The following is a 20,671-nucleotide window of genomic DNA, read 5'->3' on the forward strand; positions in this document are numbered from 1 at the left end:
TCGCGGTAGTGGACGGCGGGGGGGACGTTCTGTCCAGTTCCAATGTTCGATCCGCCTTGAAGCTCGTCAAATCTTCATTTGAGCGAGACCGGCTGCGTTTAGCTGACGTCCTTCACGTGCTCCCGATCGGTGCGAAGGGAACCAACTAGCTCACCGAAAACGCTCGCTCTTAATGCCTTTTGAAGCCGCCGAGTGGAAAATATCGCATGTTCTCGCCGCTTCAGGTCCATTCTTGACCTAGAGTTCAGGTGCTGGCTCACGAGAGGCCAGTTTTGGAGCCGGGGGGTTCCTTCTTAGGAGACATGGGCAGTTTGCTGTTCCAATCCAAGTACCCCTACGATGACAATCAGCTCCAGTACATCAACGAGTTTCGCTAGTCGGTCTCTCCTCGTCGAGAACTTTCAACTGAGCGCCCGTGCGCCCAGTCAGTCCGAACCCGAAACACTTCTGCGTCGCGTGGACACCACGTCTGACCGGATCAACTCACTGGTTGCTGGCATCGGTGAAAAGCTGTTGGATGCCGCTCGAGCCGGAAGTTCTTTCACAAATCTTCAGGGCAGCATCGACACCGCACTGACTGAGATCAGTGAGCTCCTCGGGCAATCATTGACGTTAGGCGGATCCGAGAATTCCGTTGTTCGCGGCCTCGATTCCAGTCAGATCAAAGACCTAGAAATCTTGTCGTTGCCGCCCAATGGATCGGCACGATTTTCCGGTGGGATTACGCAACAAGCCGGCAATGCGAAGGTTTTGATCACCGATGCCGGACGTCTGCAGGGCGGCGGTTCACTCGACCTGAAGATCGGCGACTCGGAGCGTCGGATCCAGTTTCAACCCGGGCGTTCCATTGCGGGCATGGCTCAGCAAATCAATTCGAAGAACGTTGGCGTCAAGGCGATCGAGCTGGATGGGAAATTACGTTTGACTTCGCGGACTTCTCAATCGCTGGAAGCGACCGTGCGTCCCGTTCGAGTGGGACGAAACTATGGCGACAATCAATTGTTTGGAGTCAACGCGTCACAGATCGATCGTGTTGATTTAAGTCGATTGCCCGAAGGCGTATCTGAAACGGTCCAAGGACAAGTCGATTCTGTGGCTGCCGTTGCTCGGCTGACTTACCAAGGCAATGCCAGTGGATTGGTCACCGGGTCGGCAAGCTTTGATCTGAGCGGAGATCTTGGCACCGCGAATGTGGAAACTACTCGTGGTGAATCGTTGCTTTCATTTGCTGAGAAAATCAATAACGTTTCGGCATTCACTGGCGTCAAGGCGGAAGTCAACGGGAATGAGCTTCGGCTTGTATCCCAAATGAGAGGTGACGATGCGGAAGTGCGATTGTCCAACGTCGTTCGACAGTTTCGTCCGACGGTTGAAGGGGTGAATGCGGCGCAGATTCCACGTTTCGATTTGCAAAGCATCGCGGATGGAGCCGTGGTCGAATTATCCGGCACTGTCACCACCGCTGCGGACACTGCGAAGTTGCAATACCAGGGCAGTGGCGGCAACGTAGCCGACACCGCCTTGTTCACACTTTCGGGCAGCCTGGGTAGCGAACAAATTGCCATTGTCCAAGGTGAATCGCTGACAGATGTGCGTGATCGAATCAATGCGGAAACAGAGTCCACGGGTGTGGTTGCCACCGTGGACGGCGACACGCTTCAGTTCAGCGGTCAAACGATTGGATCGTCCGAAAGCATTCAGGTGACGTTGGATGACATCACTCAATATGTCGATGTCGAAGGCGTCAACGCGGGGCAGATTCAAGGGTTCACGGTGAATTCGTCCGAGCCCCGGTCGACCAACACTTTGAGCGGAACCGTCGACCAAACGGCAACCAAAGGCCAGCTGACCTACGACGGTTTCTTGGGCTCAGTCAGTGGTAGTGCAACGTTCAATCTGACGGGTGAACTGGGTACGGCCGAAATCGATGTTGACGCCTTTCAATCGCTCAGTTCTCTTCGCGACGACATCAACGACCGAACGGGTGACACGGGCGTGGTGGCGACGCTGTCTGGCAGTAGGCTGACGCTGGAAAGCCAAGGTGAGGGCTCGGATGGTATTGTCGAAGTAGACGTTGTTTCGGGCTCCTTCGACACCGATGGCGGGGATGGAAACGGGAACGCCGCTGGCACGGATGCCCAATTGACCATCAATGGTGAATCCGTCGTGGCCGATGGGAACCATGTGGACTATGCCGATTCACTCGGGTCGTATTCCTTTGACGTGCAGTCCGGATTCACTGGCACATTCGACTCGATTGAAGTGACCACATCAGACGGAAGTTTTGACCTTTCCGGAGGTGATGAAACCGGGACGGCTTACGGCGTGGATGCAGAGGCCACTTTCAACGGTCAATCGTTCGTTGCTGATGGCGATGAGTTTGATGTCACCATCGATTCCGCTGTCATGACATTCGATGTCGAAACTGGATTCCTTGGTGCGATTGACCCCATCACGTTGCGATCCGATGAAGATGAGTTTTCTGTCTCAGGAGGAGATGGAAATGGCAACGCCTATGGACAAGACGGCCAAGCAACCATCAACGGCCAAACCTACACTTCATCCACCAACACGTTCGAGGTGTCCCTCGGCGAGAGTTCGATCGATTTGGAGTTTGTCGACGGTTTTGTAGGAGCTCTGGACGCATTTGAAATCGATTCCGAGGTCACCCTGCAGCGTCGCACTGGGAGTCCAAGTACCTACCGCTCATCAGCGACTCGCGAACAATTCGCGATCAACGGGCAAGAAGTGACCAAGGTCAACGGACGGTATGAATTCGAACAGGATGGCGTGAGGATCGGTTTTCAACTCGCAGAAGGTTTTCGCGGCAGTTTCGAAAACTTCACGATCACGGCGAATGGGTCCGCATCGGAATCCTATCGCAGTTCCCAGATGGAGGCGTTGACTGGCACAACATTGGAAGCAACCCAGACCGCGCTGGCGGATCTGTTTCAATTGGCATCGGGTGGAAAGTACGACAGCGAAAACGTGGACGCGCTGGATGCTTACAACGTGACGAAAGACGCTTTGGCCAATTTGCAATCGATGTTCGGAGTTTCCTCCCGGCAAGGGCGTTCACTCAACGGATTGCTGTTCGACCAAAGTGCCTGATTGATGTCGCACCGTCGTTGTTCTCAATAGCTATTGGATTCCAACCGCACCTTTCCTCGGAAGATCCAATAGATGATCACGGTGTAGCTGAGAACACACGGCATCCCGATTCCCGCGATGATCAACATAATGTTCAGTGTGCCCTCGCTGCTTCTCGCGTTTTCGAGCGTGATGCTGTAGGACGGGTCGATCGTCGAAAGCATGAAGTTGGGAAAGATCCCGACGCTAAAGAGCGAGGCCAAAGCCAGGATCACCATCGCCGATGAGAAGAATGCATAGGCAGGCTTACCAAGGTGCATCGCGCGCGGGATGTTCAATACCGCCAACGCGTTAAGAATCGGAACGACCCATAGAATGGGATAGTTGGCAATGTTCTCGGTCGCATGCGGCACGTGCCACCACGTCGCGAAAGTGACGAGCGAATACATCCCGGCGAATACGTAGAACAAGGGTGTGATGGCTGCTCTCACGCGCTGCTGCAATTTTTGTTCTGTTTTTAAATACAAGAAGATCGCACCGTGCAGTGCAAACAGTGAAACGGTCAGCGTGCCCACCAGCAAGGGGTACCAAGTCAATTGGCTGAACAAGCTGCCTTCGTAGTGGTACATGGGGCCGAGTTCCATTCCCTGCATGATGTTTCCACCGGCGATGCCGAGCAGCAACGCAGCGCAGGTTGACGACAAAAAGAAACCAAAGTCCCAAAGTCGTCTCCAAGTGGGCGAGTGAACTTTCGAACGAAACTCAAGGCTGACGGCACGGCCAATCAAACAAGTCAGCAGCAAGTAGAACGCGAGATAGAAACTACTGAACACGGTTGCGTAGGCGACGGGGAAAGCAGCGAAGAGAGCCCCGCCAAATGTGACCAGCCAAACCTCATTTCCGTCCCACAGCGGGCCGATGGAGTTCATCACCAGTCGACGCTCCTCATCCGTTTTCGCGATGAACGGGTGAAGGATTCCAACGCCCAAGTCAAATCCATCCAGAATCGTGTAGCCGCATAGCAAAACGCCCAATAAAACAAACCATATGAACGTGACGGTTTCGTAGCTCATTCCGAGTCCTCCTCGAGAAAATCCCCGCCGTGCGATTTGCCGGTCCGTTGGAATTGCTCCGACATCGAATTTGGATGCGTGCGTCGCTTGTGTTCTAACAATGCATCAATGCTTTCCGGGCCATGCTGGATTTTGTGATTCAAGACAAACACCCACACGGCGAAGAGCATCGAGTAGATGATCCCGAACAAGATGATGGAGCTGAGGACTTGCTCGGCGGTGACCGATTCGCTCAGGCCATCGGCTGTTCTCAGGCCGATCATTTCCACGCCGTCTTGGATCGACGGATAGACGATCCAAGGTTGTCGGCCAACTTCGGCGGTGATCCAGCCAGCCTGATTCGCGGTCATGGCAGCGATGGGCATGAACACGATTGTCCACAGCAACCAACGGCGTTGTAGCAGAGTGCCGCGAAACCAGAACCAGCAGGCGAGTGACGAAACTCCAATCATCATGGTTCCCAGTCCAACCATCAGGTGAAATGTTTGAAACGGCAACCAAACCGGTGGTCGTTCATCGGAAGGGATTTGGTCCATTCCAGGCACAGGTTCCATTGGGTCGTTGTGAACCATCAGACTCAGCAGATAGGGAACTCGAACGCCAAAGTGAACCTTTTCTTCTTCGGCATCAGGCCATCCGAAAAGGTAAAGTCCCGTGGGCTGATCCGTCGTTTCGAAGTGGGCCTCCATCGCGGCCAGTTTTGCCGGCTGAGTTTCGACGAGCTTCTGAGCCGAGTCATGACCGGTGGCTCCGGCCAGAAGCGTGAACAGCAACGATGTGGGCAATGCGATCGACAAACAGCGACGCGCAATCTCTTCGTGTCGTCCCTTGAGCAAGTAGTACGAACAAACCGAAGCGACGAAGAAAGCCCCCAGAACGAATGCTCCGATCAACGTATGAGTCAGGCGATCAACCGAGGAAGGGTTGAAAACCATTGCCCAGAAATCGGTGACTTCAGCCCTGGGCATGGACTCGCCTTGCACGTCATGCCAAACGATGTGATAGCCGGCCGGCGTCTGTTGCCAACTGTTGGCGACGACGATCCAAACCGCACTGAACATCGATCCGAGAAACACCATCAACGTGCTGAACAAGTGCATGGTCGGACCGACTCGATCCCACCCAAACACCAGCACCGCCAAAAACCCGCTTTCCAAAAAGAACGCAAAGATTCCTTCGGCGGCCAGTGCGGATCCGAATACGTCTCCGACAAACCGAGAGTAGGCGGCCCAGTTGGTGCCGAACTCAAACTCCATGACGATACCCGTCGACACACCCATCGCGAAATTGACGGCAAAGATTCGTGTCCAAAACCGGGCGGCCGCTTCCCATGCCGGATTGCGAGTGCGGTAGTACGCCAGTTCGCATAGGAATAGTTGCAGGCCCAGACCAATCGACAACGGCGGAAACAGGTAGTGGAACATGATCGTTCCTGCAAACTGCAACCGGCTGAGAATCTCAACGTCCATCATGGCGAAGTGTCCGTGGGTTGATGTCATGGTGAGTTCATCACGGCGAAGGAAATTGGCGTATGAATCGGCGATCAATCCAAGTCTTCAGCGTCCAACACCATTTCGCATGAAATGAAAACCATCCGTAGTCGAGCAGGCCTTTTCCATCACCGGTATTCAAGATTTTGAGAAACGTTTTCCGTGAACGAAACTTCTTCATCGGAGCATTTTCAATGAACGCTCGAAGATTGTGCCACAGAATGGGACTTTGACGCACCGCGGTCACGCCGGCTTTCGGGGCAGGGGAACGAATGACTGTTCCCGCGTCTCCAACGGCAAAAACATGTTGGTGCGACAACGATTGCAGTGTGTCTGATGTGGCAATGAAGCCTCGGTCATCGGTGTCGAGACGGGTCTGATGAAGAATGATTGGTGGGGCCGCACCGGTCGCCCAAACGACCGCTTCGAACGGAATCGTCTTGCCATTGTTTGTGGTGAGTGATTCATCGCTAACTTGGGTGACGGTTGATTTGAAGTGGGTTTCAATGTTTCGCTCCGCCAACAACCGCAGAATGGTTTCTTGGCTTCTCGCATTCAGCTCATCGCCAACGGATGGGCTGCGAGAGAACAGATGCAATTGCACCTGATCGAGTCGGCCTTGTTTGCGGAGATGTTCGTGCAGGCACAGCAAGATTTCGACGCTGGCCACGCCACCACCCACGATGGCAACCCGTTTATTGATGACCTTTGGATCACTCGCGCAGTCGATTCGTTCGGACAGTCGCCGCAAGAACGTTTGCATCGGTTTAGTTGGAACGATCAACGATGATTCGTGTTCGTTCCAACCGGCCGGCATCGATCCAATTCCGATCGATAACACATCGAATGGCACCGGGACGTGGTCGGAGAAGCAAATTTGGTTCGAATCCAGATCGATGAATGTTGCTTTGGCGACGATCAATGTCGCCCCGGCTCGATCAGCCATCACTCGCAAGTCGATTTGCATTTCCTCTTCGGTGAATTGTTCACCGAGGGTGCCGGGCAACATGCCAGAATACGTTGCGATGGGAAACGGGCTGATGCAAACCAAGTCGCAGCGATCGATTGGATGATCAACCCATTGTTTCAGCACGTGGGCATTGGTGTGTCCGATGCCGAGCAACACAATCGTTTTTTGATTCGGCGGCTTGCGAACCGAGTTCATGTTCTTGCATTCAACACGCGAAAACATCGAGCGGGACGGTATGTCCCAGCCGAAACGATGCCTATGCATTATTGCCGAACGGACGCACGCGAAAAGCTGTGGCGAAGCGTCACACGCGGTGGAACGTCGCTTCGGATACCAGATGCAAAGCGATACTCGGTTGAAAGATCACGCCAGAATGTCGCGAACGACGTGGCCGTGCACATCAGTCAGTCGGAACCGGCGGCCTTGGTACTTGTAGGTCAGTCGCTCGTGATCGATGCCCATCAGATTCAAAATGGTCGCGTTGAAGTCGTGCACGTGGACGCCATTTTCTGCCACGTTGTAGCTGAACTCGTCCGTCGTTCCGTAACTCATTCCGGGCCGAATTCCGCCGCCGGCCATCCAGGTCGTGAAGCAACGCGGGTGGTGATCGCGGCCATAGTTGCCTGGGGTCAACGTGCCTTGTGAGTACGACGTGCGTCCAAATTCACCACCCCAGATGACCAAGGTGTCATCCAGCATTCCCAGACGCTTGAGGTCCTTCACCAGTGCGGCGGACGCTTGGTCGGTTTCCTTGGCTTGGCCAGTGATTCCCTTGGGCAGGTTGGAGTGCTGGTCCCATCCTTGATGGTAGAGCTGAATGAACCGAACGTCGCGCTGAGCCAATCGACGAGCTAACAAGCAGTTGGCGGCGAAGGTCCCCGGTTGCTTGGCGTCTTCACCGTATAACTCGAATGTCGACTCCGGTTCGTCCGAGAAATCCGTGGCGTCAGGCACGCTGGTTTGCATCTTGAACGCCATTTCGTACTGAGCGATCCGCGATTGGATCTCCGGGTCAAATTCGCGTTGATACTGGTGCGAGTTCAAGCGGTTGATCGAGTCGAGTTGTTGACGGCGATGATCACGAGAAATTCCGTCTGGGTTGGACAAATACAACACGGGATCTTCACCGCCTCGGAACTGGACACCTTGATACTTGGAATCCAAAAATCCGTTGCCCCACAAACGTGAGTAGAGCGGTTGGCCGCCTTGGCCTTTGGTGACCAACACCACGAAGGCGGGAAGGTCATCGTTTTCGCTGCCCAGCCCGTAGGAAATCCACGAACCGAGCGATGGCCGGCCAGCGATCTGCGACCCGGTTTGAAAGAACGTGATCGCGGGGTCATGGTTGATCGCTTCGGTGTGCATCGATTTGATGAAGCACACATCGTCAACGATGTCGCGGTGATACGGCAGCAGTTCACTCAACCAAGCACCGGATTGACCATGTTGAGCAAACTTGAACTTGGAAGCCGCGACCGGCAGCGAGCTTTGGTTCACCGACATGCCGGTCAAGCGTTGCTCGCCACGAACCTCGGGGGGCAATTCGCGTCCGTGCATTCGTTCGAGCATCGGCTTGTGATCGAACAAGTCTTGCTGGGCGGGGCCGCCGGATTGAAACAAGTAGATGATCCGTTTTGCTTTGGGAGCAAAGTGCATCCCGCCAAGATCGGCAGTGGGTGTCGCAGCCGAGGCCATGTCTCGTCCGAGCAAGTGCGCGAGTGCGGCGGCACCGACGGTGGAGGTGGCTTGTTTGAGGAAGACACGGCGTTTGGATTGCAGTGAGAAATCAGGAGTCATGATGGGTTCCCTCGCATGAAAGATGGCGAGACAGGTGGTGGCTTGGAAGTTCGATAAAACGATTTGGGGAAGGGCGGCCCTAGCGGGCCGTTGATTGAATGAGCCGCACCGCGTTAGCGGCGGTTGGTCAGACGCCAACCGGGGCTAACGCCCATCGGCTAGTTGTTGCCATTCGGTATGCGACTAAATCAACAATCGGCTAGCGTTTCCAAATCGTCGCGTCCAAGTTCAGGATGACTTGGCACAGTGAGGTCGTGGCAGCGAGTTCGGCGAGGGAAACGTCGCTGGGTAATTCGCGTTCACCGATCGACAGGTAGCTTTTGGCTGCCTCGATGTCTTTCTCGAAAAACGTTTGCTCTTGTTGATAGAGCGTGACGAGTTCTTCCAGTTCGGTTGCATCGGGACGTCGTCCTGACAATTGCAAGAAAGCGTTCTCGATTCGCTGTTCGGGTGCTTCGTTGCTCATCAATGTGGTCGCTAGTACCCGAGCGGCTTCGATGAATTGTTCATCGTTGAGCAGCACGAGTGCTTGCAATGGCGTGTTGGTTCGCGATCGTTTGACCGTGCAGACTTCACGCGACGATGCGTCGAAGACCATCATGTTGGGAAGCGGAGCGGTGCGTTTCCAAACGGAATACAGCGACCGGCGGTACAGCGATTTGCCAACCGATTGCTGATACGGTGGCGACATCCCGTTGGATTCTCGCCAAAGGTCTTGGCCCGGTTGATAAGGCGACACCGGAGGTCCGCCCATTTCTGGGTTCAGCAATCCGGAAGCGGCCAAGGCGAGGTCGCGAATTTGTTCGGCCGCGAGTCGATAGGACGGGCCGCGGGCAAGCAATCGATTGGTCGGGTCGCTGTTGAACTGTTCCTGCGTGCAGCGAGAATCTTGACGATAGGTCGCGGAGAGCACGATGTTGCGGCACAGGCGTTGGATGTCCCAATCGTGATCAACAAAATCGCGAGCCAACCAATCGAGAAGCTTGGGATGAGTTGGCAGGTCTCCTTGCAAACCAAAGTTCTCGGGCGTGCGGACCAACGGATCGGCGAAGAAGTTGCCCCACAGTCGGTTGACAGCAACGCGAGCGGTCAGCGGGTGCTCGGGATGCGTAATCCATTGAGCCAACCCCAAGCGATCCTTCGGAGCGTCCTCAGGGAATGGAATCGGGATGGCTTTCAAAACCGTTCGTTCGACCCGTGTGGTTTCGTCGGTCTCGGCATCGTATTCCCCGCGGAGCAGCAGGTGCGTTTCGCGAGGTTCATCCAGCTCACGCATGATCGGGATTTCTTGGATGATTTCTTCGGCCATCACGAATTCGTGTCGAGCCTGGCGAAGCTGAGCAAACGCGTCGCGAGCGTCTTGATCCAGCGCGGACGCAAACGTTGCTGCGTCAGCGGGCCGAGCTTCACCCGTCGCCAAAACTTGCAGTTCAAGCGAAGTCAGGTTGCGTTCGTAAAGTCGGACGTCGTCGATCAAGCCGCCGGCGAACCCGCGGGCTCGGAAGCGTTGGCCGATCACGAATTCACCACCGTGATCCACCACGACGTTGCATGATTTCTTCAGCTCGTCACGCAGTGTCACCGTTTTCAGTTCGCGACCGTTGAGGAAAAGCTTCAGCCCTGATGCCTGGGACGATCCGTCATAGGTTGCCGCGACTTGATTCCATTGGTTGGCTGGGATTGGTTTTACCGTGCGAACGCTGATGGCATTTCCAGGCCAAACCCGAGCCATGCGTGATTCGAGGTGGCCGTCTTGGATCGTCAGGTCGTATCCGTTGTAGCCGCAGTCCGTTCCGCGAGTGTGATGGACGATCAGGCTGCGTTCGGGCGATCGTTCGGGATCGTTGAGCGTGACAACGACGGTGAAGGGCGTCCAGCGATCAAGCGGTTCGATGTCATGCGTGGTCACACCGCGCTCGCCATCCAGTTTCAATGCCATCCGTTTGGTCGGGGTATCCGGTTGATCTGATGTCGCTTCTTTGGAATTGTCTTTGGCAGCCGAGCGGGCTTTCTCGTCATCGGCAAGCGTGGGGTTCAGACGAGCGATCTCACAGTCTTCGACGGGCACCAAGTCACACATCTTCGCCCAAGATCGATCGGACTCGGATGGGTGATAAATGGGTTTGACGGCGTTGTCGAAACCTTGATCAAACGCCAACGCGAGTCGCAGGTCGGGAATGTCGTCGGCGGTGATGGATGCCGCGTCGCTGGCATGAAAACGCTTCTTGGCATCCGCACGAACGGTTTCGTATTGGCGTTCGGATGTGACCAATTTGGTGCGAGCCAGCTCAAGTGCAGCGGATTCTTCTTCGGTGGGAAGCAGCATCGACGGGCACGGGACTTTCTCGGTGCGGTCGTAAACGCCGCTTTCGTCGATCGAATTGAAGAACGCCGAGAGTGAATAGAATTCACGAGCGGTGATCGGGTCGTACTTGTGATCGTGGCAGCGGGCACATTCCAACGTCAGTCCCATCACCGCGGTGCTGAAAGTGTGAACGCGATCGGCCGCGTTTTCGACTCGCCACTCTTTAAAGACCGCGCCGCCTTCGTTGTTCAGACGATGGATGCGATTGAACGCGGTCGCCAGTCGCTGGTCTTGCGTGGGTTCTTCCAATAAGTCGCCGGCGATTTGCCAGGTCAAGAAATTGTCGTAAGGAAGGTTCTGATTCAGGGCACGAACGACCCAGTCACGGTAGGGCCACTGCGTGTTGAGTTTGTCGCTTTGGTAGCCATAAGAATCCGCGTAGCGAGCGACGTCGAGCCAAGCGATCGACATGTGTTCGCCGAACGCAGATGATTGCAGAAGTTGATCGACCGCATCGGTGTACGCTTTTTCGCGATCGGTTTGGACGGCTTGCTCGAAGTTCCGGATCGTTTCCGCTGACGGTGGCAATCCGGTCAGGTCCAAGGTGACTCGTCGCAACCATCGCAATGGATCCGCTTCCACGTTGGGTTGTTGCCCGGCCGCTTCGATCTTCGCCAATACAAATTGGTCAATGGTTTGCTTGGGCCATTCAGTCTGTTTGACCTGCGGTACTTCCACCGTTCGAGGTAGTTTCTCGAAGGACCAATGGGCTGCGTAAGGAGATCCCTCTTCGATCCAACGTTTCAGCAGGTCCTTCTGTTCTGCGGTCAATTCCAAATTCGCGTGCGGCGGTGGCATCACGAGGTCTGGATCATCGCTTTGAACACGATCCAGCAGTTCGTCCGATTCCAAAACGTACGCCGCGTCTTCGCGGATATCCAAACGCAGGTCCGCTTCCCGAGTGGCTTCATCGGGACCGTGGCAGAAGTAGCAACGGTCCGAAAGAATCGGGCGGATGTCACGGTTGAAATCAATGTCGTCGGCCGCGAAGGCAACGGTGCAACTCACCGTCGGCCAAACGAGAAGCAGAGGTAGGAAAGAACGAATCGAAACGAACATATTGAACTAGCAGCTGTGGGGAAGGTTGCTGGGGTGCAGGGCGGTCCGGGCGGGCAGACTCCGACGCGGACTAAATGCGTTCGAGTTTGATCGGCGGCGTGTGGTTGGCGTTCCACTGGCACACGTACAGGTTCTTGTCTTCGTCGACGCAAACATCGTGTCCGTGCATGATCGGCTGGCTTTCCAGTTGGTAGGACTTTTGAAGCACGCCATCGACATACTCGGGTTCGGAACCACCTGGGTTGGAAACGACTTGGTCGCCTTCCATGATGGTCATGAATCCCGTGTGTCCCGCCCAAGGCGATCCTCCCGAACGTGGTTGAGACCAGCAGACTCCCGCGTACAAGTTTTGGTCGTCGATGACCGGGCGACAGACTCGCATGTTCGGCAGCGAAACCGTCTTCACGTACTGGCCGTCCAGCGTGAAGTACTTGAAGCAACATTCACTGCGTGAGGTGCAGACGATTAAAGGTTGATTCGGGTCGCGGGTGTCGAGTGCGACTCCGTGGGCGTTCTTCAGATTCATGTTGGGGTCTTCGTTGTTGTGCCCACCCCAGTGGCGAATGTATTCGCCGTTGCTGTTGTACTGGATCACATAGTCTTTGCCGTAGCCATCAGCCACATAGATGTCGCCATTGGGACCGACCGTGGTTTCGGTTGGGCAAAACGGATCGCCGGCGTTGTAGATGCCCATGGTTTGTGGGTGCCCGATGTCAAACAAGATGCGGCCGTCCAACGACATCTTGGTCACGCGGCCGTTGTTGCGGATCGATTTGCCGTTGCGATCAAGCGTCCATCCGCCATCGGTGATCAACAGGAATTCTTCGTCACCTTCGTCCATCAAGCTGAGGCCATGACCGCCGGGGAAGATGGTTCCCCAGGCATCCAGCAGTTTGCCGGATTTGTCAAAGACGAGGATGTTGTTGTCGGTGTGGTCGCCGATCATGAACAGCCGACCGCTTTTGTCTTGCACCATTTCGTGACAGTTGAGAAGCGGCGTTCGGAGCGCGCTGATTTGGGCCCAATCGCGAATCACGCGATAGCGATAATCGCCGTGCCCGATGATCTCGGGCTCATCCTTGGGCGGAGCTGCGGTCAACGTGCGAGTGGCAGCGGTCGCGGCGAGAGCGGTGACGGCGGATTTTTGCAAGAAGTTGCGGCGGGGTGTCTGGGTCAAGATTCAAGATCCAGCAGGAGCGATGGGATGCGAGCGAAGCGTGGTCCCGCTCGGGAATGACTGATTCGCAGACCAGTTTCGCTGGGAAAACGCTGGTTGTCTTGCATGAAGCGATTATTCTTGTGTAAAAAAGCAGCATGAAAAAGACACTCAATAGACAAGCGTTTTTCGCTCGTTTGGCTCCCGGACAGGAGATATTGAAGCTGTTCGATTGGATGCCCGATGTGTCGTTTTTCGTCAAAGATCGCGAGGGCAGGTTCATGGCGCTCAATCGCCGCGGCTGTGAGTATTGCGGCGTGTTGTCTGAGTCGGAAGCAATCGGAAAGACCGATCACGACTTCTTTCCAAAGACACGGGCGGACGAATACCGCGAAGACGATTTGCAGGTGATGGAATCGAAGGAAGCGATCATCAACCGAATCGAAAGTGCGCCCGAAGAAGCGGGGTCGCCGCGATTGGTCACGACCAGCAAGATCCCGCTGAAGGATCGTCGTGGACGTGTGATCGGTGTGGCCGGTTTTTCACGTCAAGTCGAGCGGATGCAATCGGGCAGCGCGGACTCGTTGGAAAAAGTGATGCAGTACATCCACGCTCACTATCGCGAAGACATTCCGACGGGGCACTTGGCTGAGATGGCGGGGTTGTCGGCAAGCCATTTTGAGCGGCGATTCCGATTGGCGTTTGGTGCTTCACCACGACAGTATTTGATCCGCGTTCGAGTGGAGAACGCGGCGCGATGGTTGCGAGAAACGGACGAGCGTGTGACCACGATCGCGCAAAGTTGCGGTTTCTATGACCACGCACACTTCAGTCGCAGTTTTCAGCGGATCATGAAGATGTCGCCGACTGAGTATCGCAAACGCAAACAGAGTTGAACGCCGCTCCCACAGAGTAGAACAATTGGCCCCCATTGTTCTGTCAGGCAGCGTGCTCTTCCAAGCTATTTTCCAGATTCAAAGCAACGATCTCACTGAACTTCCAACGCGTGAAGCAAAGATGCGGAGGTTCACCTCGTTTGGAATGGCTGGCTCATTCATGGGGGTTAGCTTTCAAACTGCTATTCTTATAAGTTTGCAAGCCTGTCGAGTGTGGTTCGTCGCAGGCAAGTATTGCTAGAATGCGGGAGCCGTTTTTGTATTTGACGCACATCCGTGATGGTTATGAAATGCGAAGTTTCCTTGTCTTGAAGATCGCTGTTCTAGACCTAGGGGCAAGGTGCCTTGCTTGTGTGTTGTTTGCGTCCGTTGTGATGGCTGGAACAGCTCCGGCCGGTGAGTACGGCGACCTCACAGCCCAGCAACAAGCCGATTTGTCTCGTTTCTTGGGGTGGGTCTGGGCCGACGGCAAGCCACTGAACACTGACCAAGTAACCGGAATTCGCTCGGAGGTACGCCATGCGAAATACAAAGCTGTCGTGGAACGGCTCTTGTCGATTCCCGAGCTTGGTATGCAATTGGGGAACACGGATGGCGAACCTGATAAACGGAAGGTCAAAGCTCCTTGGGACTTTTGGAACCATTCGCTGCCAGGCGGAAACCCAGGTGATCCACAGCTCCTGAAAGACGCGATTCGCAATCCTAATTTCTTAGCCGGAGTGATCGAGGGAGAGGGCGGTCGAAGCAAAAAGGGACAGCTCTACTACATGGACGACCATTTCCACGGACCGGCCCGTCAAGACAAGCTGTACGGTCTGGCTCACTTTGGAGCCGAAAGAATTCTGCAGCTCTTCGAATTGCTTGGAGAAACCTACGGTTTTACTCGCACCAGCCTGCGAATTGGCGGAGAGAACCCATCTTCACCGATCTACACGTACGCCGAAATCGATGAAGCTCGCGCTGATCTGCATCGGCGATTCGCGGCCGCAAAAGCCCACAATGAAGCCGAGAATCAGGAAGGAAGGAGCGACTATCAAAAGTTGATTCCCACCCATCTCTTTGTCCATTCCGACGACTGGGACACGCTACGAAGCTACGGGTTCTTCTTTGCGGGACGCATACCAGACTCGCCAACCGGGACGCCGCATCGTAGCGTGGCGGATGGAACGTTTCCCGCGAGCGACCTGCCGTTGGCGACAGGTACCATGAGCTTCTTTGGACCAACGAGTAAATAGGCAGGTTGGCAGGAGTCCTTTGGTATTTGGACTGTTTCGGTAGATGCCAATGCAGCCACGTGCAACCGCGGGCCAACGGTAATGAGCCGTACCGCGTTAGCGGCGGTTAGTCACACGCCAACCGGGGCCAACGCCCATCGGCTAATTGTTGTCATTCGGTATACGACCAATTCAACAGGCTGCTAACACCCAAACGGCTCACATGATTGTGCCCGAGCGTTCCTGCCGACGTGTTTAGTTCGAGAATTGTCGGTTCTGAGTGGCTGCGACGTGCGCTTGGTTCATCTTGGCGAGTTTCTCTTCAATTTCTTGGTAGGAAGGGTTCCCCGACAGATTCGTTCGCTCGAGCGGATCGGATTGGTAGTCGTACAGTTCGGTGAACTGTGGTTTTTGTTTGAGTCGTGCTCCGCTGCGTTTCTTAGTCATCACGCCTTTGTACCACGCGATGTATCGATAACGTTCTGTGCGAATCGCGACTCCCCAGTGCTTGTCGTGTGGGAAGATCGTCGCGGCGAATTCGTTTACTGAGTCTCGACTGTGCTGCAGAATGGGAGCGAGACTTTTTCCTTCGGTCCCGGTCGGCGGTTCCAGGTCGGTCAATTCGCAGAGCGTTGGAAAGATGTCGATGAGATTGACCGGCGATCGGTTGATGCCAGCACCAGCAAGGTCTGGGCTTGCGATGACCAATGGAGTTCGAGTTGATTGCTCGTAGTTGGTGTGTTTGCCCCAAAGTTGCTTGTCGCCGAGGTGGAATCCGTGATCACCCCAAAGCACGATGATCGTATCTTCCTGCATGCCGGTCTCTTTGAGCTTGGCTATCAAGCGACCGATCTGAGCGTCGACATAGGACACGCAGGCGAGATAGCCGTGGATGAGTTCTCTTTGGGTGGGCGGTGAGATGGGGCCGGTCGTTGGCACGCCGCTGTAGGTGCGGGCTTCTACATATTCGGTTTCGGCACATTTCGGCGAGTCTTGTGGATATCGCTGGTGGGCAGCGAGTTCGAGCGTCTCGCGATCGTAGAGATCCCAGTATTTCTTCGGAGCGACAAAGGGAAGGTGCGGTTTGACAAAACCGATCGCCAGAAAGAATGGCGTGCTCGAGTTCTTGAGCGTTTCCAGTTGTTCGATCCCGCGATTGGCGATCGCACCGTCTTGGTAGGCGTCGTCGGGAACGTCATAGCATTCCACAGCCGGACCACCGCCGTGATCGCGTACGTATTGCTGCAGCTTTTTGTCCGTTAGACCCAATGCGGAACCTTTCTTTTTCAGCTCTGCAACGAGATCCTTCAAGGCGGGGTTGTGATAGCGACCGCTGATGATCGGCCCACCGATGTTCGCGTTGTAGGGATTTCGTCCGAAGAAATGAGTCCAAGACGCCGCGTCCTGGGGGCCGTTCCAATCGCCGTCCAGATTGCGCGGGTCGAATATTTTACCGGTCCCAATGGTGACATAGCCATTGTTTTTGAAGTGCTGTGGCAGTGTGACCAGGTCAGGAAATCGCGGACGAAACCTGTATCGTTCCGGGCCCATTCCATAGATGCCGAGCGTGTCGGGATAGTAACCGGTCAGTAGGCTCATGCGAGATGGGCCGCACAACGCCTGTTGGCAGTGTGCGTTTTGGAAGACCATTCCGGATGCGGCAAGCGCATCGATGTTGGGTGAGTGAACGTGTTCGTGTCCGTAGCAATTCAGCAGCGGTTTGAGATCGTCCACCGCAATGAACAACACGTTTTTTTGCTTGGCCTGGACCGGATAGGCGGCGAAAGCAGCGAGCACCAGCAACAGCCATCGTTTCCACACGGCTGTTTTGAGTAGAGGCATCATGGTTTATCTGTTGGTTAGGTTGCGATTGGGGGAGTCTGCATCCCTGACATTGTCCAACGCTTTGCCGGAAAGCACTTTCGGCGCCTCCGATTTCGGTAGCCATTTTTCGGCAAGGTCACGCTTCATTGGTTCGTGTTCTGGGTTGCTCGCTAGATTGGTCCATTCATTGGGATCTCTTGTGTGGTCGTAGAGTTCTTCAGTGCCGTCGAAATAGCGGGTGTATCGCCAGTTCTTCGTTCGCAAGGTGTAGTTGCCACGACCCCAAGTGGTCATCGCCGGTCGGTCGATCGGTTTTTGGGGGTCTTTCAGCCACGGCACCAAACTGATTCCGTCCACGTATTCCGGCGGTGTAAGGCCGGTTAGGTCACACAATGTTCGATAAACATTGATGAGTCCAACCGGTTCAGAACATCGTTTCCCGTTGCCATCCTGGCCTCGCGGATCCCAGATGATGAACGGGACCCTGGTGGATTCTTCCCACAGTGAAAATTTGGTGTAGGAACTTTTTTCACCGAGGTGGAATCCGTGGTCCGACCAGAGAACCACGATGGTATTGTCGAGGTACGTGCTTTCTTCGAGCGCTGTCATCACACGACCGATATTGTCATCGGTAAAAGAAATGCACGACAGATAACCACGGCGGACTTCGTTCCAGCAGTCATGCTGCTCAAAACGGTCGACGACGGATTGGAATGCCATCGACTGGCCAACCGCGGGAATGTCTTCCAGGTCAGACTGCGTCATTGGCGGTGGTGCAATCTCGTCGGGGAAGCGGTCGTAGTTTTCTTCCGGTGTGATGAATTCGATGTGAGGACGAATGAACCCAACGGCGAGAAAGAAGGGTTTTTCGTGCTGCTTCTGCAGGAAACTGACCGCATGGGAAGCAGTCCGGTAGTCAACAAAATGGTCGAGCGGGTTGGTTGCCGCGCAAACTCTCAAATATCGATTCTTCCTGTCTTTGTTGTCTGCCATGAACCCTTTTCCCTCGGCTCCTTTGATTTTGATATCGCCGAAGGAAGCGTATTCGTCCCAGGTTTCGTCTTCTTCATAGGTGTTGTCAGGGTTGTGAAACACCTTGGTCACGCCACAGGTGGTGTAACCGTTTTCTTTGAAATGACGGGGAAGGTTTGTGTAGCGATCGAGCACCTTCCGATCGACTTTTTTCAGTTTGTAAAACGGATAAAGCCCTGATTTATGGGGCTCGACTCCCAGGAGTAACGCGTTGCGACTGGGAGAGCATCCCGGCGCGGTGCAATGTGCGTTGGTGAACGTAACGCCTTTCGCAGCCAACCTGTCCATGTGTGGTGTCTTTGCTTCAGGGTGACCGCCCAGGAAACCGCACCAGTCATTCATGTCATCAATGCAAATCATCAAGACGTTGGGGCGTTCATGTTGGGCGTCCGCAATGGAAGCGAAGAAGCAGCAGATGGCCAAGGAGATGGCGATGGTGTGTTTTGAAATCACTAGGTTAGGTTTCCGAGAATGGGTCGGATGATTGAAGGCGATCGATAGACCGTGAGTCTTGCAACCCACCTGCGAGTGCTATTTCTTGAGTGTGAATTCGAGTTTCGGTTCGCTGGCTTCGGGATGCGGAACGCCAGCAAAGGCATGGCATGGGACGTCGTTGGTCCTGATCGGTAGGTTCTGCCGTTCGATGACGAAAGTCACTTCGGTATCTTTCCGTTCTTTGAGAAATTCCAACAACCTTTGGTTGCTGATTTCAAAGCTTCCGTTTTGTTGACTACGCGGCACGTCAAACGTTCCGAGGATCACACCGTCGTCGGGACTAGGAGAGTCTTGCCAACGACATTCAACGTTCCAGCCAGCCTTTTCTGGGTTCGTGATTCCGTAGACCGCATATCGATTCAATTCCGGTAGGCTGCTGAATAGGCCGTAGGGAAAGGGGACAAGGTTGAGCCGAAGTAGCACCGAATCGACCTCATCGAAGTTGACGTTGGAGAGATCGAAGGCAAAGAATGACCGTCGATCCCATTGCTTCTTCATCAGCCGGTTGACAGTTAAGTATTTAGGCTGGATGAACTCGCGTCTGTCATTACGGATCGCAGTGCCTTCACGACCGCCAGTGCCGACAATCAGCGTTTGGGGACCAGGAGCAGGGCCAAGTTCAGGTTCGATCGGTTTTCCTTCGACAAGTGCGTTTGACTCAACCGTGATCGCCTTGCCAACGCCGCGCAACCGAGCGTTTTCGCCGGTTGAGGCAACGTAGACAGAAATTTCACCGTCAAGGACTTTGAAACTGGAACGATCGCTGGACGGATCAACGCTCACTGAGAACTCAGTACCGTGGTCAACCGCATAGCCGTTCGGGGTTTCCATGATGAACCCGATGGCGGATTTTGGTACATCGATCCTTGCCCTTCCGGACAGGATTCTTCCCCGCATCGGTGTAATCAGTTCCAGTCGGGCTGGTCCTTGGATCGAAACGTCAACGCCGGATCGGAACTGGATCGTTGCCATTCCTGTCTTCAAATCCAGAAGACCTGCGGCCAGGTCTGATCCGGTGGTAGTGGGGAGAGCACTTTCCCAGGAAGCGTTCTCTCCTGAAATCAACGTCGCGACTGGTGACGCAGCAAAGAAACGAGGCGCAAGCACGATCGCGAGCAGAATCGACGCTGCCAAGGCTGCTTGGGCGGCAAGGAATATCCATCTCGATTTCGTCCAACCGGGTGATGCGATCGCAGCAGCGGATTCCAATTGAACCTCAGGATTGCGAGCATTCTGGCCATGTTCGTGGATCAAACCTGTCAGCAATCGAACATCGTTGAATTGCTTCACTCGTTCCGGACAACCGCTTAGTTCATAGCCGAGTTTTTCGAGTTCATCCTCATTGAGTACACCCTCGAGATAGCGTGTTGTCAGATGTTGAAATTCTTCTTCTGTCATAGTGGGATGTCTCCGCGTTCCACGCACCCAACCGGTCTTGAACACATTCGCCCAACGTGCTGTAAATTCGGTGCAACGTTTTATAAATTGTGTCCGGGGTACGCCCCAGTTTTTCCGCTACTTCAATGCCGCTCAATCCTTCAGAGAATCGAAGCCGAACTACGTCGCGGCAGTGAACCGTTAGGTTTGCGAGGCATTGGTGAAGTGCATCGACACGCAAGTTAATTTCATCGGCATCGCGACATTCGAGATCTGCGTCCACTAAATCCAAAATTGACTCATCGAGGAGAGATGGTCGATAATTTTGTCGGCGGATGAACTCATAGCAGCGGCGACGGAGAACTTTCCAGGACCAGTCGCGAAGATGACGGGGGCCTTCAAAGACGCTTTCATTCTCGAAGACCTTCACCAGCATGTCCTGGTAAGCATCTTCGGCGAGCTGTGACTGACGCAAGATCGACCAAGCAAGCGCGACTTGCTTGGTCCTTTCTTGCATCAGAATGCCGAGCATTTCGCTTCGATCCATCATCGTTGTTTGGGTGCCGATTTCGCTTCCTTTGCAGCCTGTTCAGCTGACTTTTTGTCACGAGCATCACGCTCGGCCTGAATGTCGGCGGCTGTTTGCAGGTCCATGATGACCTCGGGTTCTGAACTTCCGCTGCAACCGATAGCAGGGACGAATAGTGTGCAAGCAATGACTCCGCAGATTGCGAACCTTAGCATTGGAATTCCTAGTGTTGAGTGCGCAAGCTGTTTAGCGTTGCGCAGTGGTGGGGATGTGAAGATGTTGGGTGGCTGTGTGCCGCTCGTTC

13 protein-coding genes are annotated in these 20,671 nt (G+C 54.6%); 3 read left to right on the top strand and 10 right to left on the bottom strand.

Annotated elements, in window-relative coordinates:
- The first annotated feature begins 456 nt into the window (after positions 1 to 456).
- Positions 457 to 3,111 (top strand): flagellin hook IN motif-containing protein, encoded by a 2,655-nt coding sequence (locus B2R17_RS27575; protein WP_286766524.1) that lies wholly within the window; start codon positions 457 to 459, stop codon positions 3,109 to 3,111.
- A gap of 23 nt (positions 3,112 to 3,134) precedes the next feature.
- Here the strand turns inward: B2R17_RS27575 and cydB are convergent, their stop codons facing one another.
- The 6 genes from cydB to B2R17_RS27605 all read right to left on the bottom strand — a co-directional run bounded on the left by cydB (position 3,135) and on the right by B2R17_RS27605 (position 13,021).
- Positions 3,135 to 4,163 (bottom strand): cytochrome d ubiquinol oxidase subunit II, encoded by a 1,029-nt coding sequence (cydB, locus tag B2R17_RS27580; RefSeq protein WP_286766525.1) that lies wholly within the window; start codon positions 4,161 to 4,163, stop codon positions 3,135 to 3,137.
- Positions 4,160 to 5,635 (bottom strand): cytochrome ubiquinol oxidase subunit I, encoded by a 1,476-nt coding sequence (locus tag B2R17_RS27585; RefSeq protein ID WP_339886585.1) that lies wholly within the window; start codon positions 5,633 to 5,635, stop codon positions 4,160 to 4,162. The genes cydB and B2R17_RS27585 overlap by 4 nt, the downstream gene beginning before the upstream one ends.
- 37 nt (positions 5,636 to 5,672) lie before the next feature.
- On the bottom strand, positions 5,673 to 6,818 hold the full coding sequence (locus tag B2R17_RS27590) for an FAD-dependent oxidoreductase (RefSeq protein WP_286766527.1): 1,146 nt from the start codon (positions 6,816 to 6,818) through the stop codon (positions 5,673 to 5,675).
- A 168-nt stretch (positions 6,819 to 6,986) separates the two neighbouring features.
- Positions 6,987 to 8,420, bottom strand: a complete 1,434-nt coding sequence (locus B2R17_RS27595) for a DUF1501 domain-containing protein (protein ID WP_286766528.1) — start codon at positions 8,418 to 8,420, stop codon at positions 6,987 to 6,989.
- Positions 8,421 to 8,619: 199 nt separating this feature from the next.
- Positions 8,620 to 11,844 carry a DUF1553 domain-containing protein gene (locus B2R17_RS27600; RefSeq protein ID WP_339886579.1) on the bottom strand — a complete coding sequence of 1,075 codons (3,225 nt, stop codon included), beginning with the start codon at positions 11,842 to 11,844 and terminating at the stop codon, positions 8,620 to 8,622.
- 70 nt (positions 11,845 to 11,914) lie between these two features.
- Positions 11,915 to 13,021: a 6-bladed beta-propeller gene (locus B2R17_RS27605; RefSeq protein WP_286766530.1), complete on the bottom strand. Its 1,107-nt coding sequence runs from the start codon at positions 13,019 to 13,021 to the stop codon at positions 11,915 to 11,917.
- 137 nt (positions 13,022 to 13,158) lie between these two features.
- Between B2R17_RS27605 and B2R17_RS27610 the strand changes: the two genes are divergently transcribed.
- Both B2R17_RS27610 and B2R17_RS27615 read left to right on the top strand, forming a co-directional pair.
- Positions 13,159 to 13,896 carry an AraC family transcriptional regulator gene (locus B2R17_RS27610; protein ID WP_008654659.1) on the top strand — a complete coding sequence of 246 codons (738 nt, stop codon included), beginning with the start codon at positions 13,159 to 13,161 and terminating at the stop codon, positions 13,894 to 13,896.
- Positions 13,897 to 14,186: 290 nt separating this feature from the next.
- On the top strand, positions 14,187 to 15,131 hold the full coding sequence (locus tag B2R17_RS27615; RefSeq protein ID WP_286766531.1) for a hypothetical protein: 945 nt from the start codon (positions 14,187 to 14,189) through the stop codon (positions 15,129 to 15,131).
- Between the two features lie 234 nt (positions 15,132 to 15,365).
- Here the strand turns inward: B2R17_RS27615 and B2R17_RS27620 are convergent, their stop codons facing one another.
- The 4 genes from B2R17_RS27620 to B2R17_RS27635 form a co-directional block, all read right to left on the bottom strand.
- Positions 15,366 to 16,955, bottom strand: coding sequence for a sulfatase (locus B2R17_RS27620; protein WP_286766532.1), 1,590 nt, complete (start codon positions 16,953 to 16,955; stop codon positions 15,366 to 15,368).
- Positions 16,956 to 16,958: 3 nt separating this feature from the next.
- Positions 16,959 to 18,419 carry a sulfatase gene (locus B2R17_RS27625; protein ID WP_286766533.1) on the bottom strand — a complete coding sequence of 487 codons (1,461 nt, stop codon included), beginning with the start codon at positions 18,417 to 18,419 and terminating at the stop codon, positions 16,959 to 16,961.
- A gap of 78 nt (positions 18,420 to 18,497) precedes the next feature.
- Complete coding sequence (locus tag B2R17_RS27630; RefSeq protein WP_286766534.1) at positions 18,498 to 19,859, bottom strand: FecR domain-containing protein; 1,362 nt, start codon at positions 19,857 to 19,859, stop codon at positions 18,498 to 18,500.
- Positions 19,801 to 20,370, bottom strand: a complete 570-nt coding sequence (locus B2R17_RS27635; RefSeq protein ID WP_233215637.1) for an RNA polymerase sigma factor — start codon at positions 20,368 to 20,370, stop codon at positions 19,801 to 19,803. The genes B2R17_RS27630 and B2R17_RS27635 overlap by 59 nt, the downstream gene beginning before the upstream one ends.
- Positions 20,371 to 20,671 lie beyond the last annotated feature (301 nt).

Source organism: Rhodopirellula sp. UBA1907 (assembly GCF_002337565.1).
In the GTDB taxonomy this organism is placed as follows: Bacteria; Planctomycetota; Planctomycetia; order Pirellulales; family Pirellulaceae; genus Rhodopirellula; species Rhodopirellula europaea.